Genomic DNA, 22,960 nt, shown 5'->3' with positions numbered 1-22,960 from the left:
GCCTTGCGCGGGGTCCACTCAACTTTCCTGCCCACCCTAACGGCACTCCTCGCGCCGGTGTTCCCGGGGTCGGGGCGTCCCGTCCTCGTGACCCCGGTCACACGTGTCCGGGCCGTTCCGCGCATGATCAGGTGACCTGATCGTGCTGCGTCCTGGCTCACCGCCGACGGTCCGTCAGGACGCGCGGAGGTGAGCTAGGACGCCGGCCGGGACGACCGGTCGACGTCAGCGGCCGAGCCCTCGGGTCTGCGGACGACGGAGAAGCGCCGGGGTCCGGCAGGCGCAGCGGCCAGCAACGGGGCGATGCGGCGGGCGAGCTCCACCCGCCGCGACGGGACGACGTCGTCCTGCGCCAGCCGGACGACGCGCACCCCGAGCTCACGGATCGCGTCCTCACGGCGCTTCTCCCGCCAGAGCACCTCTCCGGGGTGCCGCCCGTCGATCGGGTCCACGTACTTGACCCGACCGTCGAACTCGATCGCCACGGCGGCGTCCTCGTACCAGGCGTCGACGCGCGCGACGAGACCCCGCGGACCGTGCAGCTCGACCTGCAGCTCCGGGGTCGGCAGGCCGACCCCGAGCAACGCCAGCCGTCCGCGGGTCTCGAGCGGCGACTCCGCCCGTCCGTCGGCCAGTCCCAGCGCCCGGGCCGCGTTCCCGATCCCGACCCAGTGCGTGGCCCGCAGCACCGCCGCGCGCACCTCGTGGCGGGTGACCAGCCCGTCGCGCAGGGCCGCGTCCAGGGCCACGACCGAGTCCACGAGGTCCCACTCACGGGCACAGTCGACGAGCGTCCGCGCCGGCGTCGTCACACCGAACGACGCGAGGTCACCGACGTCACCGGGCGGCAGCGACGCCCGCCTGACGACGTAGCCCCGCCCGCGGCGCCACTGGGCCACGTCGGTCAGCCGGACGACGTCGGCCACGCCGCGGGGCACGACCAGCCGGTGCACCCGCGCGGCCGATGCGTGGCTGACGACGGGTCCGGGACGCAGGGACACGAGGACGGCCGTGCAGTCGACGACGTGCCGGCGGGCATCCCGGGTCGCCACCTCGAGGTCCGCGGCGCGGATGTACACCCCCCGCCGCAGCCAGCACCAGCGCCCACGGCTCAGCTCGGTGCGGATCTCGTCCGGGCGGTAGCCGGCGCGCAGGGCCTCCTGAGCGGTGAACACGCCCAGCCGGGCGGACGCGATCCGTTCCAGATCCGGGTGCACGGCCGCAGTCTCCGACCTCCGAGACGCTCGCCCGAGGCCCGCGCGGCATCTGTGGACAGGGACCCAGCGCCGCCCTGGCTCACCCTGACGCGTCCGGGCTCACCGCCCACCGTGAGCCAGGACGCGGCACGACCAGGTCACCTGATCATGGCCCGGGCCCGACACCCCGGGTGAGGACGGTCACCGTCGCGGCCCGCGCCCGACCTGCGGCGACGCGCCCGGGGCCGGCCGCCGCAGGAGAACGGGCCGGTCACCCCGGCAGCGGGTGGGCGGTGAGCACCGTCGACGGCGTCGGAGGAGGGCGCGGCGCCCCGGGTTACCGGCGGGTAACCTGCTCTCGCGCAGCTATCGTGCTGGGTCGCGGGGGCACAGGCGCCCGCGCGCGATCCGCCGCCGGTCCGCAGGCCGGTCGACGACGGCGGCGAGACCCCTCTCGCGCCGTCCGTGCGGACGGACCAACCGACGCCGCCTGGCGTGGGGAGAGGGAATCATGACGGGCCCCCTGCAGGTCGTGCTCGGCACGATCAGCGTGCTGTTCCTCATCGTGGCGGTCGTCCTGGCCTACCGGGCGGTCCGGGCGATGGTCCGCATCATCCGCACCGGCCAGGCCGACAGCACCCGGTTCGGGCCCTTCGGCCCGCGGATGAAGACACTCCTGGTCGAGTCGCTCGGCCACACCCGGATGCTCAAGTGGTCGGCCATCGGCGCCGCCCACTGGTTCGTGTTCGTCGGCTTCTACGGCCTGTTCCTCACCCTGGTCGAGGCCTTCGGCGAGGTCTGGAACCCGGCCTTCCACCTGCCGCTGATCGGCGAGTGGAGCCTGTGGAACCTCTTCGCCGACGTGATCGGCACCGGCACGATCCTGGGGATCCTCTACCTGATCTACCGGCGCCAGAAGGACCACCCGCGCCGCCAGGGCCGCGCGAGCCGCTTCGCCGGCTCCAACGAGGGCCGCGGCTACTTCGTCGAGGCCGTCGTCCTCGTCGTCGGCGTCTGCATCCTGCTCATCCGCGCGCTGAAGATCTCCTCCGACCTCACCGAGGCGCCGGCCTGGTCGCACCCGGTCTCGGGCCTGCTGGCCACCGTGCTGCCCGACAGCCCGGACCTGCTCAGCGTCGTCGCGTTCGTCAAGATCGTCGTCTCGCTGGTCTGGCTGGTCGTGCTCGCCCGCACGCTGAACATGGGCGTGGCCTGGCACCGCTTCAGCGCCTTCCCGAACATCTACTTCAAGCGGCAGGACGACGGCGGCGTCGCCCTCGGCCCGCTGCAGCCCATGACCTCGAACGGCAAGCCGATCGACTTCGAGGACCCGGGCGAGGACGACGTCTTCGGTCGCGGCAAGATCGAGGACTTCACCTGGAAGGGGATGCTGGACTTCACCACCTGCACCGAGTGCGGGCGGTGCCAGAGCCAGTGCCCGGCCTGGAACACCGGCAAGCCGCTGAGCCCGAAGATGGTCGTGATGGACCTGCGGGACCACCTCTACGCCAAGGCCCCGTACCTGCTCGGCGCGAAGACGGCGAGCGAGACCGCACCGGACTTCGACGTCCTCAAGCCCAGCGACGAGCAGGTCTGGGCGTCGGGCTACGCCCGCATCGAGGGCACGAACGACGCCCAGGCGCACCGCCCGCTGGTCGGCACCCTCGAGGAGGGCGGGGTCATCGACCCCGACGTCCTGTGGAGCTGCACCAACTGCGGCGCCTGCGTCGAGCAGTGCCCGGTCGACATCGAGCACGTCGACCACATCGAGGACATGCGCCGCTACCAGGTCCTCATCGAGTCCAACTTCCCGTCCGAGGCCGGCGTGATGCTGCGCAACCTCGAGAACCGCGGCAACCCCTGGGGCGTGAGCCCGAGCACCCGCGAGGACTGGATCAAGGAGGTCGACTTCGAGGTGCGGATGGCCGACGGCCCGCTGCCCTACGAGGTCGAGTACCTGTTCTGGGTCGGCTGCGCCGGCGCCATCGACGACCGCGCCAAGAAGGTCACCAAGGCCGTCGCCGAGCTGCTGCACACCGCCGGCGTCGAGTTCGCCGTCCTGGGGTCGGGCGAGACCTGCTCGGGCGACCCGGCCCGCCGCATGGGCAACGAGTTCGTCTTCCAGATGATGGCGCAGGAGAACGTCGAGACCCTCAACGGCGTCTTCGAGGGCCGCGTGCCGGGCACCCGCAAGATCGTCACCACCTGCCCGCACTGCTTCAACTCCCTCGGCCGGGAGTACCCGCAGGTCGGCGGCGAGTACGAGGTCGTGCACCACACCCAGCTGCTCAGCCAGCTCGTGGAGGAGGGCCGGCTCACGCCGGTCACCCCGGTCGACCGCAAGGTGACCTACCACGACCCGTGCTTCCTCGGCCGGCACAACAAGGTCTACACGCCGCCGCGGGAGATCCTCGACAGCGTGCAGGGCCTCTCCACCCAGGAGATGCACCGCTGCAAGGACCGCGGCTTCTGCTGCGGCGCCGGCGGCGCGCGCATGTGGATGGAGGAGAAGATCGGCAAGCGGATCAACGTGGAGCGCACGGAGGAGGCCCTCGGCCTCGACCCCGACGTCATCTCCACCGCCTGCCCGTTCTGCATCACGATGCTGTCGGACGCCCTGACGTCGAAGAAGCAGAACGGCGAGGCCGCCGAGCACGTCGAGGTCCTCGACGTCAGCCAGATCCTGCTGCGCTCCATGGCCCCGGTCGGTACCCCGGGCACCGAGCACGGCGCCGAGGTCGGCACGTCCGACGACGACGTCGCCGGCACCGGCTCGGCCGCCACGGGCCACGGCCAGGCCTAGCCGCCCGCACCCGCGCACCACCCCGACGGACGCCGCCGGCGAGGAACCCTCCTCGCCGGCGGCGTCCGTCGTCCCACGGGGTCACCGGCTGCGGTAGGAACCCCCGGTGCTCCTCCACCTGCGGGTGACCGTCCCGCCCGACCGCACCGACGACGTCCGCGACCTCTTCGACCGCTGCCCCGGCACCGCCCACCTGGCCGTGGTCCCCGGGGCCTCGGTCAGCCCGCCCGGTGACCTCGTCCTCGCCGACGTCGCCCGCGAGTCCGCCGACGCCCTCGTGGCCGGGCTGCGGGAGCTGCACGTCGACCGGGACGGCGGGATCACCGTCGAGGCCGTGGACACCGCCGTGTCGGCCAGCGCGGAGCGGGCGGAGGAGGCGGCACCCGGCGACGGCTCGGACGCCGTCGTGTGGGAGCAGGTGGTGCGCACGACGGCGGCCGACTCGTCGCTGTCGGTGTCCTACCTGGCCTTCCTCACCATCGCGACGCTGCTGGCCGCCGTGGCGGTGGTGAACGACTCCGCGGTGCTGCTGATCGGCGCGATGGTGCTCGGGCCGGAGTTCGCCCCGCTGGCCGGGCTGGCCGTCGCCCTCGTCCACGGCCGGCGCTCGGTCGCGCGGGCGGCCGGCCGGGCGCTGGGGGTCGGCTTCCTCGTGGCGATCGCGGCGACCACGCTGGTCACCCTGACCGGCCGGCTGCTCGGCTGGTTCGGCCCCGAGGTGCTCACCATGGCCCGGCCGCAGACCGTCTTCATCACCGAGCCCGACCACTGGTCGCTGGTGGTCGCGGTGCTCGCCGGCATCGCCGGCGTGCTGTCGCTGACCTCGGCCAAGAGCGCCGCCCTGGTCGGCGTCTTCATCTCGGTGACCACGGTGCCGGCCGCGGCGGACATGGCGGTGTCGCTGGCCCTCGGCAGCGGCGACGAGTTCGCCCGCGCGGCGCTGCAGCTGGGCATCAACCTGGTCGGCATCGTCGCCGCCGCGGTGGTGACGCTGGCCCTGCAGCGGGTGCTCTGGCGGCGGGTCCCGCAGATCGTCCCGCGGGTGCAGACCACCGCCCGCACGGAGCTGCGCGCCTGACCGGCGTGACCGGTTGCCCGGCGTGACTGGTTGCACAGTGCACCCGGTTGCGGACGGGGACCCGGTGGAGCGCACCATCGAACGGTGACCCGCACGGCCGCCGCTCCCCCGACCGCCCCGGACGCCACCCAGCGACGCCGGGGGCTGGTGCTGGTCGCGGTGGCGATCGTGCTGACCGCGGCGAACCTGCGGACGGCGGTCAGCTCGGTCGGGCCGGTGCTCGCCGAGCTCGAGGCGGGCCTCGGCGTCTCCAGCGCCGCGGCCGGCGTCGTGACCACCATGCCGGTGCTGTGCTTCGCCCTCATCGGCTTCGCCGGCCCCCCGCTGGCCGCCCGGTTCCCCGACGCGCACGTGCTCGCCGGCGCGCTGTCGACCATGGCCGCCGGGCTGGTGCTGCGCGCCGTCGTCGACTCCTTCCCGCTGTTCCTCGTGGGGACGGCGCTGGCCATGGTCGGCGGGGCGCTGGGCAACGTGCTGCTGCCCGGCCTGGTCAAGCGCTGGTTCCCCGAGCGCACCGGCCTGCTGGTGGGCGCCTACAGCGCGAGCATGGCCATCGGCGGCGCGGTCGCGGCGGTGAGCACCGCACCGATCGCCGCCGCGCTCGGGCAGGACGGCTGGCGCTGGGCGCTGGGCATCTGGGCGGTGCTCGCGCTGGCCGCCGCGCTGCCCTGGCTGGTCACCCCGCGCCGGCCGGGCGCCTCCCGCGGCAGTCACCGGTCGGTGCGCATGGCCCCGCTCCTGCGCAGCCCGCTGGCCCTCACCCTCGCCGCCTTCTTCGGCCTGCAGGCGACCCAGGCCTACGTGGTGATGGGCTGGTCGGCGCAGTACCTGCGCGACTCCGGGCTCAGCGCGGCGACCGCCGGCCTGCTGCTCGGCATCAACTCGATCGTCGTCATCCCGGTCAACGCGGTCGTCCCCTCGCTCACCGTGCGGCAGCGGTGGCAGCGGCCGCTGCTGCTGGGGTTCATGGCCTGCTACGCCGTCGGCTGGACCGGGCTGTGGCTGGCGCCGCGCACGATGCCGTGGCTGTGGATGAGCGTGCTCGCCGTCGGCATGGGGACCTTCTCCATGGTGCTCACGCTGCTGGGCCTGCGCGCGCGGACGCCGGAGACGGTGTCGGCGCTCTCGACGGTCACCCAGGGGTGGGGTTACGTCCTCGCCGGCGCCGGCCCGCTGCTGGTCGGCGTGCTCCGCGGGGCCACCGGCGGGTACGGCGGCATGTTCGTGCTGATCGCCGTCGCCACCGTGGGCCTCACCGTCACCGGGTGGCTGGTCACCCGGGACCGGTACGTCGACGACGAGGTGCCCGGCTGGTCGCCCGCGGCGGTCAGCCCGGCGGCCGCCGGGTCTCCGCGCGGGTGAAGTTGCGGAAGGACCGCGACGGCGTCGGGCCGCGCTGGTCCTGGTAGCGGGAGCCGTAGACCGCCGAGCCGTAGGGGTGCTCGGCCGGGCCGGTGAGCCGGAACAGGCACAGCTGGCCGATCTTCATCCCCGGCCACAGCGTGATCGGCAGGTTGGCCACGTTGGACAGCTCCAGCGTGATGTGGCCCGAGAACCCCGGGTCGACGAAGCCCGCCGTCGAGTGCGTGAGCAGTCCGAGACGGCCCAACGAGCTCTTCCCCTCGAGTCTCGCTGCCAGGTCGTCGGGGATCGAGACCACCTCGAGGGTGGAGCCGAGCACGAACTCGCCCGGGTGCAGCACGAACGGCTCGTCACCGTCGGGCTCGACCAGCGTGGTGAGGTCGTCCTGCTGCTGCGCGGGGTCGATGTGGGTGTACCGGGCGTTGTTGAAGACCCGGAAGTAGCGGTCCAGCCGGACGTCGATGCTCGAGGGCTGCACCAGCCCCGCGTCGTGCGGCTCGATGCCGAGCCGCCCCTCGGCGATCGCGGCGCGGATGTCGCGGTCGGACAGCAGCATGGCGCGGAGTCTAGGGACGCGACCGCGCCGGCCCCGCGGACCGCCCGTCGGGACCTTGGTCCCGACCTGTCCCTCTCGGATCGTGTCCCGGCGGCTCGTGCCGATACCCGGGGCACGACCGACCGACGCAGGAGGACACCGCGTTGCTGGACACCCACCCCCGGACCGCGGTCCCCCGTCCCCGCCGGGCCGCCGTGCGGCCGACCGGTGAGGAGCGGTCCTTCGGGGCCGACGAGCTCATCGTCTCCAAGACCGACGGCCGCGGGGTCATCACCTACGCCAACGACGTCTTCCTGCGGGTCGGCGCCTACTCCCTCGACGAGGTCGTCGGGCAGCCGCACAGCCTCATCCGGCACCCCGACATGCCGCGCGCGGTGTTCTCGCTGCTGTGGGAGACCCTCGCCGCCCGCCGCGAGCTGTTCGCCTACATCCAGAACCTCGCCGCCGACGGCGCCTCCTACTGGGTGCTCGCGCACGTCACGCCGTCCCACGGCCCCGACGGCGCGGTGGTCGGCTACCACTCCAACCGGCGCCGGCCCTCCCGCCGGGCGCTGGACCGCGTCCGCCCGCTGTACCGGCAGCTGCTCGCCGAGGAGCGCCGGCACTCGACCGCCCGCGCCGCCGTCGCGGCGTCCTCGGCGCTGCTCCACCGGCTCGTCGCCGAGCAGGCCGCGTCCTACGAGGACCTCGTGTGGTCGGTCATCAGCCAGGAGGAGGACTGACGTGGGCCGCACCCGCACCGACGCCGGCGAGCTCGAGGTCGTCCGCGCGTTCGTCCGCCGGCTGACCGAGACCTGCGAGGCGGCCGCCCGCGGCGACCTCGAGGCCCGCGCCGTCCCGGTCCCCGGCTCCGAGGCCGTCCCCGACCTCGTGGCGCTGCAGCACGGCGTCAACCGGGCCCTCGACGTCAGCGACGCCTTCGTCCGCGAGTCCCGCGCCGCGCTGACCGCCGCCGCCGAGGGCCGGTACCACCGCAGCGTGCTCCGCACCGGCCTGCAGGGCGCCTACCGGCAGGCCGCCACCGACATCAACACCGCGCGCGACGCGATGCGGACCACCGCCGCGCGGGTCACCGACGCACAGACCTCGCGGCTGCGGCTGGCCGACGACTTCGAGTCCGTCGTCCTCGCCATGAGCGAGCAGGTCGCGACGGCGGCGACGGAGATGAGCGCCTCGGCGGCGGGCCTGACGACGGCGTCGTCGGCGGCGACCGGCGCGGTCGGCGACGCCTCGTCCACGCTGACCTCCCTGACCCGCACCTCCGCGGAGATCCGCCAGGTCATCGCGCTCATCGAGTCCGTCGCCGCGCAGACCCGGCTGCTGGCGCTCAACGCCACCATCGAGGCGGCGCGGGCGGGCGAGGCCGGCACGGGCTTCGCCGTCGTCGCCTCGGAGGTCAAGGACCTCGCCGACCAGACCGCGCGGGCCACCGAGCGGGTGACCGCGCAGGTCGAGGCCATCCGCGCCGCCTGCGACGAGGTCACCGCCGTCATCGGCTCGGTGGGCACGACGGTGGGCGAGATGAACGGCCTCGTCGACGGCATCGCCGCGGCGGTCGACGGCACGGCGTCCCTGGGGACCGCGGGCACCGACGTCACCGGCCTGTCCCAGATGGCCGAGCGGCTGCGGTCGGAGGCCACCGGGTTCCTCGCCGAGATGCGCCGGTGAGGGGGCACCCCGGCCGGGGGACGGACCCGGCGGGCTCCCAGCTGCCGGATGTACCGTGCACGCAGTCGGTGGCCGGTGCGGCCACCAGGTCCTGACGCCGCCGTGGGCTCCCCCCTGCGTCGGCGCCGCCGTGTCCGGGAGGTGTGCGTGGCCCCGGAGCCCGCCGTGGGGACCGGGGCCCGCGGCACCGGGGCGCTGGCCGTCGAGGACGTGTTCGCCGGCGGCAGCGAGAACGGCCGGCTGATGGCCGACCTGGACTGGTCGGCGACGCCGGTCGGACCGGTGGACACCTGGCCGGCGAGCCTGCGCTACGCCATCCGCACGGTGCTGGTCTCGCGCTTCCCGATGATCCTCACCTGGGGCCCGGAGTACACCCAGTTCTACAACGACGCCTACGCCACGCTCATCGGCGCCAAGCACCCCGCCGCGCTCGGGGAGGACCTGCGGATCACCCTCGCCGAGGGCTGGGCGGCGCTGCAGGAGCCGGTCGAGCGGGCGATGGCCACCCGCGAGGCGTCCTGGATCCCGCAGCTGCTGCTGCTCCTGGAGCGCGCCGGCTACCGCGAGGAGACCTACTTCACCGTCTCCCACGCCCCGGCCTTCGGTGACGACGGCGAGGTCGCCGGCATGCACGGGGTGTGCACCGAGGTCACCGGCCAGGTCGTGGCCGAGCGGCGCCAGCAGCTGCTGCACGAGGTGTCGACGGCCGCCGGCCGCCGCGAGGACGAGCGCGACCTCGCCGTCGGCGTCTGCGCGGCACTGGCCACCGACCCGCTCGACGTGCCCTTCGCCGCGGTCTACCTCACCGAGGACGGCGGGCCGCGGCTGCGGCGCGCGGCCACGGTCGGCGTCGACCCCGGCCTGCTGCCCGAGGCCGCCCGCGGGGTCGCGCACCTCGGCGACGTCGCCGTCGCCGGTCTCGGCGTCAGCGGCGGGCCGTTCGCCGACCCGGTCACCGAGGCGGTGGTGCTGCCCCTGACCGCCGGAGCGGGTCGCGAGCCGGTCGGCGCGCTGCTGGTCGGCGTCAGCCCGGCCCGGGCGCTCGACGAGGAGTACCGCACCTTCCACGAGCTGCTGGCCGGGCAGGTCGCCGGCGCCGTCGCCGACGCGCGCGCCTACGCCAGCGAGCGCGCCCGCGCCGAGGCGCTGGCCGAGCTCGACCGGGCCAAGACGACGTTCTTCGCCAACGTCAGCCACGAGCTGCGCACGCCGCTGACGCTGCTCCTCGGCCCGATCACCGACGCCCTCGCCGAGTCCGGCGCGGACCTCCCCCCGGCCGTCCACGACCAGCTGACCCTCGCGCTGCGCAACGGCCAGCGGCTGCAGCGGCTGGTCAACGACCTGCTGGAGTTCGTGAGCATCGAGGCCGGGCGGACGGCGCCGGTGCGGGTGGCCACCGACCTCGCCGCCGACACCGCCGAGCTGGCCGGCGTGCTGCGCGCGGCCGCCGAGCGGGCCGGGCTGACGCTGACCGTGGACTGCCCCCCGCTGGGCCGGCCCACCGCGGTCGACCCCCGCATGTGGGAGAAGATCGTCCTCAACCTGGTGGCCAACGCCGTCAAGTACACGTTCGTCGGCGGCATCACGGTGGCCCTCACCGCCGAGGACGACGACGTGGTGCTGCGGGTCACCGACACCGGCGTGGGCATCCCCGCCGCGGAGCTGCCGCACCTGTTCGACCGGTTCCACCGGGTCGCCGACTCCCCCGCGCGCAGCCGGGAGGGCACCGGCCTGGGCCTGGCCCTGGTGCGCGAGCTCGTCGAGCTGCACGGCGGGACCGTCGGGGTGGAGAGCCGGCCCGGCGAGGGCAGCACCTTCACCGTCCGGCTGCCCGCCGGCGAGCCGGACACCGACGCGGCTCCCCCGCCGACCACGGCCCCGGTGCGCGCGGCGGCGCTCACCCCGTGGGACGACGACCTGGGCTGGCGGGCCCGGACCGCCGACCCAGCCGGCCCGCTGGGCACCGTGCTCGTCGTCGACGACAACGCCGACATGCGCGCGTACCTGACCCGGCTGCTGTCGCCGTCGTGGGTGGTGCGGACGGCGGCCGACGGCACGCAGGCCCTGGCCGACGCGGCCGCCGCACCGCCCGACGTCGTGCTGACCGACGTGATGATGCCGGGGCTGGACGGCTTCGCGCTGCTCAAGGCGCTGCGCGCGGAGCCCGCCACCCGGGCCGTGCCGGTGGTGATGCTCACCGCGCGGGCCGGCCAGGAGGCGGCCGTCGAGGGCTTCGACGCCGGGGTCGACGACTACCTGCCCAAGCCGTTCGAGTCCGCCGAGCTCCTCGGCCGGCTGCGGGCGGTGCTCGAGCGCGCCCGGGGCCGGCGGGAGGCCGGGCCGCCGCCGACTGCCGCCGCCGTCCGGCCGGGCCCGTCGGCGCCTCCGCCGCCACGCCCCCGCACCGGCGAGCGGGCCGGGCTGCCGTCGGTCCCGCCGGCACCGGCGCCGGCCGGGCAGGACGGGGACGGCGTGGCGCAGACCTGGCGCTTCCCGTCGCGGACGAGCTCGATCCCGCCGCTGCGGCGGCGGCTGGCCGCGCTGCTGGCCGAGGCCGGCCTGGACGACGCGCGGACCTACGACCTCGTGCTGGCCGCGTGCGAGGCGGCCACCAACGCGATCGAGCACGCCCAGCACCCCACCGAGCCGGTGATCGAGGTCCGGGTGGCGGTGCGCGACGGCGAGGTCGAGATCGCGGTGCACGACACCGGACAGTGGCGGGAGCGGACGTCGAGCATGGACCGCGGCCGCGGGTCGATGCTGATGAGCGCCGTCGCCGACGTCACCGCCGTCCCCGGCCCGGCCGGCACCACGGTGACCATCCGCAGCCCCCGCCCGGAGGGGTGACCGGGCCTGACCGATCGCCGGGCGGCCTTGCTAGGCTGAGTGCGGCCTCCGGGCCACCGCGGGTGTAGTTCAATGGCAGAACATCAGCTTCCCAAGCTGACAGTGCGAGTTCGATTCTCGTCACCCGCTCTCCGGCCGCGGTGCGCGGCACCTCCCCTCCTCTCCCCTGCCGCCGCGGCGCGTGCCGCGGGAGGGTGACCACGTGGCCGACCGCACGGCCGGCGTCGTGGTCGTCGGCGCTGGAATCGTCGGCTCGCCGGCGCTGCTGGTGCGCCTGACCGCTCCTCCGGGACTGGTCCGCACACTGGTCGTCACTCCTCGCCTGGAGGTCCGCCAGGCCGCGGGCGGCGACCTGCTGGTGGCCCGGGTGGTCGACGGTGGGACCACCCGGGAGGACCTGCGGCGCGCCGGGGAGGAGGCACGCGAGCGCATCGCCGCCACCTCCACCGGCGCGGACGGCGTCCGCCCGGCCGGCGTCCGGGTGGGCACGCGACCGGTGCCGGCCGACGGGTCGCCGGTCATCGGCCCCCTGCCCGGGGTGGCGGGCGTGCACCTGGCGGTCCTGCACTCGGCCGTCACCCTGGCCCCCGTCGTCGGGCGGCTGGTCGCCGCGGAGGTGGTCTCCGGCGTCGACGCCGTCGAGCTGCGCGCCCTGCGGCCGGGCCCGCTCCCTCGCCTGAGTCAGATGACTCACCCCGTCCGCGGACGGCGGCACGGCCCCTCCTCCGGGCCGGTCCCCGGCGCGGGCCGCTCGCCTCGCGAGAGCGGCGCGTCCCGGGTGCCGGGAGCGACGGGCGCAGAGTCGAACGACCGATGCCCGGCCCCGCGCCGGTCCCCAGGCTCGTCCTGCGTCCGTCGATCCAGGAGGAGACCCCCATGACCCAGGCACCGTCCGCCACCGGCTCGGCCCCCACCGTCGCGCTCGTCCACGGCGCGTTCGCCGACAGCTCCGGCTGGAACGACGTGGTCGCCCAGCTGCTCACCGCGGGGGTACGGGTCCAGGCGATCTCGAACCCGCTGCGGGGCATCGAGCACGACGCCGCCTACGTGGGCAGCGCGCTCGGCCAGATCCCCGGCCCCGTCCTGGCCGTCGGCCACTCCTACGGGGGCGCGATCATCACCAACGCCGCCCTGCGGGCCGGCAACGTCGTCGGCCTCGTGTACGTCGCCGCGTTCGCCCCGGACGAGGGCGAGGCCCTGCAGGAGATCGAGGCCGACTCCCGGGACAGCGTCCTGAACTCGGCGCTGCAGCAGTGGCAGTACCCCGGCGAGGGCGGGCAGACCGAGGTCGAGCTCGCCATCGACCCCGAGCAGTTCCACGACGCGTTCGCCGCCGACGTCTCCGAGCAGCAGGCGCGCGTCATGGCCGCGACCCAGCGCCCGATCTCCGCCCGTGGGTTCAGCGAGCGCACCGGCACCCCGGCGTGGCGCAGCCTGCCCTCCTGGGCGGTCGTCGCGACCGGGGACCGCGCCGCCGGCAGCGACGTCGTGCGCCGCATGGCCGAGCGCGCCGGGGCCACGATCACCGAGGCCGAGGGCTCGCACGTGATCATGGTCAGCCAGCCCAAGGTGGTCACCGACGCCATCCAGCAGGCGCTGGCCACGCTCACGGCGTAGTGCCGGGACCGGGCCGTCGCGACCCGCCCCCGTCGCGACGGCCCACCCTGCGGCACGGGCACCGGAGTCGGGGTCCACAGTGGGCGGGTCCCCCCGACCCCCGGAGGCCCCGCTGCCCGTCGAGCTCCCGCCCGGCGCCCTCGCCGACCTCGTCGCCCGGCTCCGCGCCGCCGGCTGCGTCTTCGCCGAGGACGAGGCCCGCCTGCTCGTCGAGGCCGCCGCTGGTCCCGCCGACCTCGCCGCCCGGACCGCCCGCCGCGTCGCGGGCGAGCCGCTGGAGCACCTCGTCGGCGCCGTCGTGTTCTGCGGGCTGCGGGTCGCCGTCGGCCCGGGCGTCTTCGTGCCCCGCCAGCGCACCGCGGCGCTGGTCGCGCGGGCGGTGGCGGCGGCCCGCGCCGTTCGGGGACGCCGGCCGGTCGCCGTGGACCTGTGCTGCGGCTGCGGCGCGGTCGGGCTGGCGCTGGCCTCCGCCGTCGACCTCGCCGAGCTGCACGCCGCCGACGTCGACCCCGCGGCGCTGCCGTGGGCCCGGCGCAACCTCGGCCCGGTCGGCGGGACGGTGCACTGCGGGGACCTCTACGACGCCCTGCCCGGCCGGCTGCGCGGCCGCGTCGACGTCCTGGTCGCCAACGCCCCCTACGTGCCCACCGCCGCGATCGGCCTGCTCCCGCCCGAGGCCCGGCTGCACGAGCCGCGCACGGCCCTGGACGGCGGCGGCGACGGGCTGGCGGTGCACCGGCGCATCGCGGCCGGCGCACCGGACTGGCTGGCGCCCGGCGGGGTGCTGCTGGTGGAGGTCGGCGAGGACCAGGCCCCGGTGCTCGCCGCGGTGCTCGCGCGGGCGGGCCTGCGGGCCGGCACGGCGCCGCCCGAGGAGGACGGGACCACGGTGGTGACCGGCGCGCTGACCGGCCATCCGTCCGGATGAGTTCCGTTGACCGGGCCCTTGGGCCCTGTCCGATCGGGCAGGAGCCGGTCAGTATCCGGATATGGCCGCCGATCCGCCCGTCGAGCCTCCTGTCGAGCCGATCCGGCTGCTCCCCCTGCTGCCGCGCCGTCCCGGGCCGTCGTTCGTCGTCGACGTCGACGGCTCCCCGACCGGGCACCGCGCCCTCGTGTGGGCGCTGCGCGAGGCCGCCCGCCGCGAGGGCACCGTGCTCGCGGTGGCCGCCGTCGAACCGCCCGCCGGTGACCCCCTGCCCGGTCAGCGCCCCTCCGACGTCGACGCCCGCGAGGCCGCCCTCGCGCGGGCCGACGCCGCGGTGGTGCGGGCCATCGCCGAGACCGGCGTGAGCGGTCGCGTCCGCACCGTCGCGGTGGACCGGCCGCTGCTCGACGCGCTGGGCACCGCCGCCCGTGGGGGCGACCTGGTGCTCGTCGGCGCCGGCGGCCGCACCCTCCTGCGCCCGGTGGCGCCGCGCTTCCCCGGCCGTCGCCTCGCCTCCGGCGCGTGAGCGCCCCTCGATTCCGCCCGGCCTCCTCCGGACGGGCCCTGACCCCGCCCGATCCCGAGGACGTCCCGGCCGGCGAGCCCGCCCTCGCCGCCGCCGTCCGCGCCGTGGCCGCCGGCGGCCGCCTGGAGGCGACGCTGCACGCCATCGTCGAGGCCGCGGTGGCACGGGCGGACGCCTGCTACGGCGCCCTCGGGGTGCTCTCCCGCGACGGCCGGCGGGTCGACCGCTTCGTCATCGTCGGCATGGACGCAGCGACCCAGGCGGGCATCGGCCGGCCGCCCGCGGGCGCCGGGATCCTGGGCCTGCTGGTCGACCAGCCGGTGCCGCTGCGGCTCGACGACCTCGGGGCGCACCCGGCCTCGGTCGGCTTCCCCGAGGGCCACCCGCCGATGGCGTCGTTCCTGGGCGTCCCGGTGCGGGTCCGCGAGGAGGTCTTCGGCAACCTCTACCTGACCGAGAAGCGCTCCGGCGGGTCGTTCACGCCCGCCGACGAGGAGGCCGTGCTGGCACTGGCGGCGGTCGCCGGGCTGGCCATCGAGAACGCCCGCCGGGCCGAGGTCGCCGAGCGGCGGCGGGCGTGGGTGCAGGCGGCGACCGAGGTGTCGACCGCCCTGCTGTCGGGCAGCGCGCTCGAGGAGGTCCTGCAGACGCTCGTGCGCCGGGCCGCCGACCTCAGCGACGCCGACGGCGCGGGGCTGCTCGTCCCGGAGGAGGACGACCCCGGCGCGCTGACCATCGTCGCCGCGACCGGCCCGGCGTCGGCGGACCTCGAGGGCGTGCGGGTGCCCGTGGAGGGCACCCACGTCGGCCGCGTCCACCGCTCGGGCCGCGCCGAGCTGCTCGACGACGTGCGCGCCGGGCCCGGGCCGGGGCGGCCCGCCGAGGTGGCGGTGGAGCTGACCACCGGTGCCCGCTCGGCCGTCGTCGTCCCGCTCGGCCCGGCCATCGGCACGATCGTGTGCCTGCGCGCCGCGGACCGGGAGCCCTTCGACGCCGAGGTCCTCGACGCGCTGGCCGCCTTCGCCGCGCAGGCCGCGGTGGCCCTCGAGCTGGCCCGCAGCCAGCGCCGCGAGCGCCAGCTGCAGGTCCAGGCCGACCGCGAGCGCATCGCCCGCGACCTGCACGACCACGTCGTCCAGCGGATCTACGCGACGGCGCTGAGTCTCGACCGGGTGGCCCGCTCCCTCGGGGAGGTCGACCCCTACGCGGCCCGCCGGGTGGAGCGCAGCGTCGACGAGCTCGACGAGACGATCACCCAGATCCGCTCGGCGATCTTCGAGCTGCACGACCGCGAGGCGCCGCCGGCGGCGCTGGGACGGCGGCTGGCCGAGGTCGTGGCGCGGGTGACCGAGGGCTCCGGGGTGCAGCGCCGGGTGGAGCTGCGCGGCGACGTCGACGGGCTGTCCCGCGCGCTGGCGCACGACCTGCTGGCGGTGGTGCGCGAGCTGGTGAGCAACGTCGTCCGGCACGCGGCGGCGACCCTGGTCCGGGTCACCGTGGACGCCGGCTCGGCCCCCGGGGACGACGTCACGGCATCGGTCGCCGACGACGGCCGGGGGCTGCCCGCGGTCCCCGTCCGCAGCGGCCTGGCCAACCTGGAGGAGCGCGCCCGGCGCCGCGGCGGCACGCTCACCGTCGCCAGTGACCGGGGTGGGACCGCGGTGACCTGGCGGGCGCCGCGGACCGGCGGCGCCTGAGGCCGGCGGGCCGGCCGCTCAGCCGCGGGGACGCCGGCCGCGCAGCTCGGTGGCGAGGATCGCGGCCTGGGTGCGCCGCTCGAGCCCGAGCTTGGCCAGCAGGTGGCTGGTGTAGTTCTTCACCGTCTTCTCGGCCAGGCCCATCCGGTCGCCGATCTGCCGGTTGGTGAGCCCCTCACCGATCAGCCCGAGCACGGTGCGCTCCTGCTCGGTGAGCCCGGCCAGCCGCCGGTCGGCGCCGTCCCGGGACGGGCGCCCCGGGGCACCGACGAGCGTGCCGCCGGTCGCGACCGTGTGCACGGCCGACACGAGGTCGGCCCCGCGGACCTGCTTGACCAGGTACCCGGCGGCGCCGGCGGCCACTGCCGCGGCCACCGCGTCGTCGTCGGCGTAGCTGGACAGCACCAGGCAGGAGCAGCCGGGCACCCGCTCCAGCAGCGCGCGGACGACGTCGGCGCCGTCGCCGTCGGGCAGCCGCATGTCGACGATGGCGACGTCGGGGCGGACCGCCGGACCGCGGGCGAGCGCCTCCGCGGCGGTCCCGGCCTCGCCGACGACGACCAGCGCGGGGTCGTCCTCCAGCAGCTCGGCGACGCCGCGGCGGACCACCTCGTGGTCGTCGACGAGGAACACGCGGATCGAGCGCGGGACAGCGGCCACGGGTGCCTCCCCTCCCTGACCGTCTCGGCGGTCACAGAGGGTAGCGCCGACGTGGGCCCCGCGGGGCGTCAGACGGGCAGCAGCAACGCTGCGTACAGAGTCAGTCCCGGACCGAAGGCCATGGCCACCACCGGGCCGTCGACGTCGGCGAGCTCCTGCAGCACCAGCAGCACGGTGGCCGAGGAGCAGTTGCCGTGCTCGGCGAGCACCCGGCGCGAGGCGCCGATCTGCTCCTCGGTCAGGCCGAGCTCGTCCCGGGCGACGTCGAGGATCCGCGGGCCGCCGGGGTGCACCGCCCAGCCGGCGACGTCCTCGACCCGCAGGCCGGCCCCCTCGAGCAACTCGGCGACCACGTCGCCGACGTGGCGGGAGAGCACGTCGGGGACGCGGGGGGACAGCCCCATGCGGAAGCCGAGGTCGGTGACGTCCCAGGTCATGTGGTCGGCGGTCGACGGGTCGGTCCGGGCCACCACCCCGGCCAGCCGCCGCCCGCGCCCCGCGCCGGGCTCGACGACGACGGCCGCGGCCGCGTCGGAGAACAGCGCGTGCGCGACCACCTGGTCGAGGTCCCGCTGCGCCGGCTGCACGTGCAGGCTGGTCAGCTCGCAGCACAGCAGCACCGCCGGGCGTGAGCGGGCGGTGACGAAGTCGCCGACCGCCGCCAGGCCCGGGATCGCCGCGTAGCAGCCCATGTGCCCGACCAGCAGGCGCTGCAGCCCGGGCGGCATGCCGAGGTCGCTGGCCAGCCGGATGTCCAGGCCCGGGGTGGCGTAGCCGGTGCAGGTGGCGACGGCGAACAGGCCCACGTCGCCCGGCGCGAGCCCGGCGGCGTCGAGCGCCCCGGCGACCGCCTGCTTGCCCAGCGGCAGCGCCTCCTGGACGTAGCGGGCCATGCGCGCCCCGGTGCCCCACGAGCTGAGGTCCTCGTCGACCGGGTTGGCCACCGCGTGCCGCGTGCGCACCCCGGCGCTGGACCAGATGCGGCGGGCGGCGCGGACGCCGGCGTAGTGGCGGGCGAAGAAGCCCTCCCACGCGGCGTCCTGGTCCAGCGTCGTCGGGAGCGCCGCTCCGGCCCCGGTCAGGACCGCGGCGCTCACCCGCGCGGCCCCGGGACGAACGGGCTGCTCACGTGCGGGGTCACGACCCGACCGTACGGCCGGGGGTCGCGACCCGCTCCCGGAGGGGTGGCCCGCCGTCCGGCGGGGTGGCGCGCTTGCGGCCGTACCCGGCGAAGATGACGGCCGTCGTCCGCAGCGGCCGCATCCGGACGACGTCGCGGCGCCCCCGGCGCCAGGCGACGACGTCGCGCACCGACGGGCGCAGCCCGACCAGCCGCAGGTCCAGCCCCAGCCGGTCGGCCGCGGTCAGCAGCCGCCGGCGGTCGACGAAGAGGGCGGGGTCGTGGATGCCCGGCGGCGGCCCGCCCGGCAGCCGCTCGGCGATGCGGACCGCGATCACCTCCGCCAGCCGGGTGGCGGCGATCGCGTCGAGGACCAGCGTCCCGCCCGGGCGCAGCAGCCGGGCCGCCTCGGCCAGCACCGCGACGTCGTCGTCGACGTGCTCGAGGACCTCCCCGGCGACGACGACGTCGGCGCACCCGTCGCACAGCGGGACGGCGAGCACCGAGGCCCGCACCGGCAGGACCCCGTGCCGGGCGGCGACGGCGAGCCCGGCCGCCCCCAGGTCCACCCCGACGTGCCGGTAGCCCAGCCGGGCGGCGTACGGCGCCATGAGCCCGCCGCCGCAGGCGAGGTCGACCAGCAGGGCCCCGGGGCGGGCTGCCTGCGGGATGTGCTCGGCGCGCGACGCGGCGAACCAGTGCAGCATGGCGAAGCCGCCGGAGGCCTCCCACCACTGGTCGGCCAGCTCGTCGTACTGCGCGGGGTCGTTGCGCCGGGGGTCGTCGATGCGCATCACTTCTTCAGCGGGTCGTGACCCCAGTTCATCAGCGAGTAGCGCCACCTCGACGTCTCGACGTCCTCCTTCTGCGGCTCCTGCGCCAGGTGCCGCTGGACGTAGCCGTGGACCTTGCGCATGTGCGCGTAGTCGTCGTCGGTGAGGTCGCCCTCCTCCGCGCGCAGCAGCTCGACGATCCGGCGGCCGGACTCGTGTCCCGTCGACTCCCCCGACCCGCCGCTCTTCTGCCCGACCGACTGCGACTCGTCGGTCTGCAGCCAGCTCTCCAGCTCCGCGGCGCTCATGTTCACCGCCTCGCCGAACTCCCTGCGGACGGTGTCCCTGTCGTCGTCGGCCACGGCTCCTCCTCGGTCGCGTCCCCGGGGCGGTACCTCCTTCCCGACCACGGGAAACGGGTGCCGGGACGGCCGGGCGGGTACGACGCGGAGGTGACCGGCGACGGGACGGCGACGCGGGACGAGCGGCGGGGACCACAGGTGTCGGCGGGGGGGGGGGGGGGGGGGGGGGGGGGGGGGGGGGGGGGGGGGGGGGTGGGGGGGGGGGGGGGGGGGGGGGGGGGGGGGGGGGGGGGGGGGGGGGGGGGGGGGGGGGGGGGGGGGGGGCGGGCCGCGCCCCCCCCCCCAGGCCCGGGGCGAGACCGTCGACCAGCTGCTCGACCGCAACCTCGCGGAGCTGCTGCAGGAGCTCCGGGTGGCGATCACCGGGGTGCAGGTGCTGTTCGCGTTCCTGCTCGGCCTGGCCTTCACCCAGCGCTTCGCCGACCTCGACGACTTCGCGCGCACCGTCTACACCGTCACGCTGCTGGCCACCGCGCTGGCCACGGTGCTGCTCATCGCGCCGGTCTCCTTCCACCGGCTGGTGTTCCGGCGGCGGCTCAAGGCCGCCCTGATCGTGGTGGCCGACCGGATGCTGGTGGCCGGCCTGGCGCTGCTGGTGCTCGCGATCAGCAGCGGCGTGCTGCTCGTGCTCGACGTCGTCCTCGGGCGCGCGGCGGGCATCGTGGCCGGCGCCGGGGTGCTGCTGGTGGCGACGGTGACCTGGTACGCGCTGCCGGTGTGGGCCCGGCGCGCGTCCGCGGCCGGGCACCCCGACCCGCCGGAGCCGGACAGCGGTTCCGCAGGATGAGGGGCCCGCTGTCCCGCGTCCCCCGGGGGTCCCCGTGTCCGTCACCGTCGTCGGCAGCCTGAACGAGGACGTGCTGGTCGCCGTCGAGCGGCTGCCGGGCCGCGGCGAGACCGTCGTCGGCCGCGGCGCCGTCCTCGCCGCCGGCGGCAAGGGCGCCAACCAGGCCGCTGCCGCCGGCCGGCTGTCGGCCGCGGGGGTGACCATGGTCGGCCGCGTGGGCGACGACCCGGCCGGGGAGCGGCAGCTGGCCGCGCTCGCCGAGGCAGGGGTCGACACCGTGCTGGTGCGGCGCACCGCGGGCACCCCGACCGGCTCGGCGACGATCCCGGTGGAGGACGGCAGCGGGGAGAACCTCATCGTCGTGGTGCCGGGGGCCAACGCCGCGCTGACCCCGGCCGACGTCGACGTGCCCGCCGTGCGCGACGCCGCCGTCGTCCTGCTGCAGCTGGAGGTTCCGCTGGCCACGGTGCAGGCCGCCGCGGAGGCCGCGTCGGGGACGGTGGTGCTCACCCCCGCGCCGCCGGCGCCGCTGCCGCCCGCGCTGCTGCGTCGGGTGGCGGTGCTGGTGCCCAACGAGCACGAGCTGGTGGCCCTCGCCGGCGCCCGCCCCGCGGAGCGCTCCCCCGCCGAGCTGGCCGGGCTGGCCCGCGCGCTCGGCGTGCCGGCGGTCGTCGTCACGCTCGGCGCGCGGGGGGCGCTGGTGGTGCCCGGCGACGGGCCGGTGGCCCTGCAGGCACCGCCCCCGGTCGAGGCCGTCGACACCACCGGCGCCGGCGACTGCTTCACCGGCGCGCTGGGCGCCGCCCTCGCCCGCGGTGCGGACCTGACCGCCGCGGTGCGCGAGGCGGTCGCGGCCGCGGCGCTGTCGACGACCGGGGCGGGCGCGCGCGGCGCGCTGCCCGACGCCGGCGCCGTCGGCCACCTGCTGCCGCAGCTGCCCGCGGCGGTTCCCGTCGGCCGGCCGGGTTCGACGCCGCCCCCGGCTGGGCAAGGCCCCGGTGACCCCGCCCCGAGACCCGAGGAGGACGCCGTGACCGAGCCCGAACGGCCGCCGCGCACGCCCGAGCGCGCGGAGGGCGACCCCGGCGACCAGCAGACCGACGACGGCCGCACGCCGCGCGCCGAGGACCCCGCGGAGGGCTCCGACGTCGGCGGCGAGGGCGCGGACACGCCCGGTTCTTGACCGCGTGACGGACCGGTCCGGGCCGCCCGCCGGGATCAGGTGACCTGATCGCCGGGCGTCCTCCCGCACGGTGGGACGTGGAGGAGGACGCCCCGCGGTGAGGGAGGAGCACGTCCGGGCCCGCCCCACCCCGCCGCTCGCGTGCCCGCGGGCGCCGTCACAGCGGTCCCACCGCCCACCGCCGTCCCGAACTGCGCGTTCGCCCCTCGGCACCCAGGAGCGAGCAGTCGTGCGGGAGATCCGGCGTGCCGCGAACTGATCCGTCACGGGAGACGGCAGCATCGCCGTCGTGACCGCCCCCGCCCTCTCCCTCGCCGACGCCGACGCCCCGGGCCCGGTCCGCCGCAGCCGCGCGGAGCGCGAGGCGATCGTCCTGGACACCGCGGAGCGGTTGTTCGCCACCCGCAGCTCCCGCAGCGTCGGCATGGACGAGCTGGTCCGCGAGACCGGCCTGGGCAAGATGACCGTCTACCGGCTGTTCCGGAGCAAGGACGAGCTGGTCGGCGCCTACCTGGCCCGCAAGGCGGCCACCGAGCTCGGCCAGATCGACGAGACCATCCGCCGCGAGCGCGACCCGCGCGCCGCGCTGCTCGCCGTCGTCGGGGCCGTCGAGGCCGAGGTCACCCGCGCCGGCTTCCGCGGCTGCCCGTTCACCAACGTCAGCAGCGAGTACGACGACCCGCAGCACCCCGCCCGCAGCGCCGCCGCCGACTACAAGTTCGAGCTGCACGCCCGGCTGGAGCGGCTGGCCGAGGCGGTCGCCCCCGGCACCGGCGAGGACCTCGCCGCGCAGGTGCACCTGATCATCGACGGCATGTACCTCTCCGGCGGCCTGCTCGGGCCCGACGGCCCGGCCGCGCACGGCCGCGACCTGGCCGAGCGGCTGGTCGACATCGCCGTGGCCCGGTCGGCGGCGGGCGCCTGAGGGCCGCTCCCCCTCGCCGGGCGGCCCCGTCCGGCAGACCCCAGGATGAGCCGGTGAGCGCCGACCGCAGCCGCCCCGACCTGGACGACACGACCGTGGAGGGGCTGGGCAAGCTCTCCGAGGCCCTCGAGACCATCGAACAGGCCCGCGGGCAGCTCTACGGCTTCCACCAGCACTCCGGCAAGGCCGACCTGCTGCTGCAGGACGCCGTCGAGCTGTTCCGGAAGGCGGGGCACACCGAGCTGGCCGACGACCTCGACCGCGACCTGGTCGGCCGCAACGTCATCGCCGACCGGTGGACCTTCCAGATCGTCGAGGACTACGACGCCACCTACTGGTCGGTGTTCCGCGCCTTCGACGAGCGGGCCCGCACCGAGCTGGCCGACGGCGACCGGCACGTCTACGAGGCCCGCATGAAGCAGCGCGAGCGGACCCAGGGCCACCCGGCGCACGAGGCCGGTCCCGCGCTGTCGGAGTGACCGCCTGCGGTCGCCGTCGGCTCGCGGCGGCCGCAGACTCGGACCGGTGAGCACGCGCGAGCAGAAGATGCCCGAGCCGGAGTCCCCGCGCTCGGTCGGCCCCCTCGGCAGCAGCACGTCCGGCGCGCCGGCCCCCGACTCCGACGGGCCCGAGGGCACCGGCCCGGCCGACGGCGCCGCCGGCCCGTCCTACCCGCCCGCGGAGACCGAGCCCGCCGCCCACCGCGACTGACCTGCGCCGGGCGGCGGTTTGAGCGCCCGTCGCAGCGGACAGACCCGGAGCGTGACCGCTCCCGGATCGCCTGCCGAGCCCCGGCCGTCCGCCCCGGGAACCGACCCGTTCGCCACCGGGACCTCCCCGTACGCGACGGGCGGCTCCCCGACGGCGCCACC

Annotated in this window: 21 protein-coding genes, 1 tRNA gene and 1 pseudogene; 17 read left to right on the top strand and 6 right to left on the bottom strand. The window is 76.5% G+C overall.

Annotated features, from left to right (window positions below; all coding sequences use genetic code 11):
- Window positions 1–194: 194 nt before the first annotated feature.
- The gene (locus ACI8AD_RS07895; protein WP_456869978.1) at window positions 195–1,217 is read right to left on the bottom strand and encodes a hypothetical protein; all 1,023 of its coding nucleotides are present in this window, start codon (window positions 1,215–1,217) and stop codon (window positions 195–197) included.
- A gap of 490 nt (window positions 1,218–1,707) precedes the next feature.
- Here ACI8AD_RS07895 and ACI8AD_RS07890 point away from each other — a divergent pair, with 490 nt between their 5' ends.
- The 3 genes from ACI8AD_RS07890 (at window position 1,708) to ACI8AD_RS07880 (ending at window position 6,439) form a co-directional block, all read left to right on the top strand.
- Entirely contained in the window at window positions 1,708–3,999 is a 2,292-nt protein-coding gene (locus ACI8AD_RS07890) for a heterodisulfide reductase-related iron-sulfur binding cluster (protein ID WP_456869977.1), read from the top strand.
- Between the two features lie 106 nt (window positions 4,000–4,105).
- Window positions 4,106–5,077: a DUF389 domain-containing protein gene (locus tag ACI8AD_RS07885; RefSeq protein ID WP_456869976.1), complete on the top strand. Its 972-nt coding sequence runs from the start codon at window positions 4,106–4,108 to the stop codon at window positions 5,075–5,077.
- An 84-nt stretch (window positions 5,078–5,161) separates the two neighbouring features.
- Window positions 5,162–6,439 (top strand): MFS transporter, encoded by a 1,278-nt coding sequence (locus tag ACI8AD_RS07880; protein WP_456869975.1) that lies wholly within the window; start codon window positions 5,162–5,164, stop codon window positions 6,437–6,439.
- On the opposite strand, the gene dcd is transcribed toward ACI8AD_RS07880, so the two are convergent.
- Window positions 6,405–6,995 (bottom strand): dCTP deaminase, encoded by a 591-nt coding sequence (gene dcd, locus ACI8AD_RS07875; protein WP_456869974.1) that lies wholly within the window; start codon window positions 6,993–6,995, stop codon window positions 6,405–6,407. The genes ACI8AD_RS07880 and dcd overlap by 35 nt on opposite strands.
- Before the next feature lie 143 nt (window positions 6,996–7,138).
- Between dcd and ACI8AD_RS07870 the strand changes: the two genes are divergently transcribed.
- From ACI8AD_RS07870 to ACI8AD_RS07830, 9 genes are all read left to right on the top strand, one after another.
- Entirely contained in the window at window positions 7,139–7,717 is a 579-nt protein-coding gene (locus ACI8AD_RS07870) for a PAS domain-containing protein (protein ID WP_456869973.1), read from the top strand.
- A gap of 1 nt (window position 7,718) precedes the next feature.
- Window positions 7,719–8,663 carry a methyl-accepting chemotaxis protein gene (locus ACI8AD_RS07865; protein ID WP_456869972.1) on the top strand — a complete coding sequence of 315 codons (945 nt, stop codon included), beginning with the start codon at window positions 7,719–7,721 and terminating at the stop codon, window positions 8,661–8,663.
- Between the two features lie 147 nt (window positions 8,664–8,810).
- On the top strand, window positions 8,811–11,510 hold the full coding sequence (locus ACI8AD_RS07860) for an ATP-binding protein (protein WP_456869971.1): 2,700 nt from the start codon (window positions 8,811–8,813) through the stop codon (window positions 11,508–11,510).
- Between the two features lie 58 nt (window positions 11,511–11,568).
- Window positions 11,569–11,639: transfer RNA gene (locus ACI8AD_RS07855), tRNA-Gly, on the top strand.
- 73 nt (window positions 11,640–11,712) lie between these two features.
- Window positions 11,713–12,390, top strand: coding sequence for an FAD-dependent oxidoreductase (locus tag ACI8AD_RS07850; protein WP_456869970.1), 678 nt, complete (start codon window positions 11,713–11,715; stop codon window positions 12,388–12,390).
- Window positions 12,387–13,127: an alpha/beta fold hydrolase gene (locus ACI8AD_RS07845; RefSeq protein ID WP_456869969.1), complete on the top strand. Its 741-nt coding sequence runs from the start codon at window positions 12,387–12,389 to the stop codon at window positions 13,125–13,127. The genes ACI8AD_RS07850 and ACI8AD_RS07845 overlap by 4 nt, the downstream gene beginning before the upstream one ends.
- Window positions 13,128–13,206: 79 nt before the next feature.
- Window positions 13,207–14,055: a putative protein N(5)-glutamine methyltransferase gene (locus tag ACI8AD_RS07840; protein WP_456869968.1), complete on the top strand. Its 849-nt coding sequence runs from the start codon at window positions 13,207–13,209 to the stop codon at window positions 14,053–14,055.
- Window positions 14,056–14,116: 61 nt separating this feature from the next.
- The gene (locus ACI8AD_RS07835) at window positions 14,117–14,581 is read left to right on the top strand and encodes a universal stress protein (protein WP_456869967.1); all 465 of its coding nucleotides are present in this window, start codon (window positions 14,117–14,119) and stop codon (window positions 14,579–14,581) included.
- Window positions 14,578–16,278 (top strand): GAF domain-containing protein, encoded by a 1,701-nt coding sequence (locus tag ACI8AD_RS07830; RefSeq protein WP_456869966.1) that lies wholly within the window; start codon window positions 14,578–14,580, stop codon window positions 16,276–16,278. Before ACI8AD_RS07835 ends, ACI8AD_RS07830 begins: the two co-directional genes overlap by 4 nt.
- Window positions 16,279–16,296: 18 nt before the next feature.
- Here the strand turns inward: ACI8AD_RS07830 and ACI8AD_RS07825 are convergent, their stop codons facing one another.
- From ACI8AD_RS07825 to ACI8AD_RS07810, 4 genes are all read right to left on the bottom strand, one after another.
- Window positions 16,297–16,938: a response regulator transcription factor gene (locus tag ACI8AD_RS07825; RefSeq protein ID WP_456869965.1), complete on the bottom strand. Its 642-nt coding sequence runs from the start codon at window positions 16,936–16,938 to the stop codon at window positions 16,297–16,299.
- 68 nt (window positions 16,939–17,006) lie between these two features.
- On the bottom strand, window positions 17,007–18,035 hold the full coding sequence (locus ACI8AD_RS07820) for a type III polyketide synthase (protein WP_456869964.1): 1,029 nt from the start codon (window positions 18,033–18,035) through the stop codon (window positions 17,007–17,009).
- 40 nt (window positions 18,036–18,075) lie between these two features.
- Complete coding sequence (locus ACI8AD_RS07815) at window positions 18,076–18,852, bottom strand: methyltransferase domain-containing protein (RefSeq protein WP_456869963.1); 777 nt, start codon at window positions 18,850–18,852, stop codon at window positions 18,076–18,078.
- Window positions 18,852–19,193 (bottom strand): DUF3140 domain-containing protein, encoded by a 342-nt coding sequence (locus tag ACI8AD_RS07810; RefSeq protein ID WP_456869962.1) that lies wholly within the window; start codon window positions 19,191–19,193, stop codon window positions 18,852–18,854. Before ACI8AD_RS07810 ends, ACI8AD_RS07815 begins: the two co-directional genes overlap by 1 nt.
- Window positions 19,194–19,500: 307 nt before the next feature.
- Between ACI8AD_RS07810 and ACI8AD_RS07805 the strand changes: the two are divergent.
- The 5 genes and pseudogenes from ACI8AD_RS07805 to ACI8AD_RS07785 form a co-directional block, all read left to right on the top strand.
- A pseudogene (locus ACI8AD_RS07805) lies at window positions 19,501–19,980 on the top strand (DUF6328 family protein); the annotation flags it as partial.
- 34 nt (window positions 19,981–20,014) lie between these two features.
- Window positions 20,015–21,163 (top strand): PfkB family carbohydrate kinase, encoded by a 1,149-nt coding sequence (locus ACI8AD_RS07800; protein WP_456869961.1) that lies wholly within the window; start codon window positions 20,015–20,017, stop codon window positions 21,161–21,163.
- 289 nt (window positions 21,164–21,452) lie between these two features.
- On the top strand, window positions 21,453–22,088 hold the full coding sequence (locus ACI8AD_RS07795; RefSeq protein ID WP_456869960.1) for a TetR/AcrR family transcriptional regulator: 636 nt from the start codon (window positions 21,453–21,455) through the stop codon (window positions 22,086–22,088).
- Between the two features lie 53 nt (window positions 22,089–22,141).
- Window positions 22,142–22,567: a hypothetical protein gene (locus tag ACI8AD_RS07790; RefSeq protein WP_089402731.1), complete on the top strand. Its 426-nt coding sequence runs from the start codon at window positions 22,142–22,144 to the stop codon at window positions 22,565–22,567.
- 46 nt (window positions 22,568–22,613) lie between these two features.
- Window positions 22,614–22,799: a hypothetical protein gene (locus ACI8AD_RS07785; protein ID WP_456869959.1), complete on the top strand. Its 186-nt coding sequence runs from the start codon at window positions 22,614–22,616 to the stop codon at window positions 22,797–22,799.
- Window positions 22,800–22,960 lie beyond the last annotated feature (161 nt).

It is taken from the genome of Geodermatophilus sp. SYSU D00766 (assembly GCF_054049915.1).
Note: the sequence above shows the minus strand (reverse complement) of the source record. Positions and strands in the feature narration are given on the sequence as shown.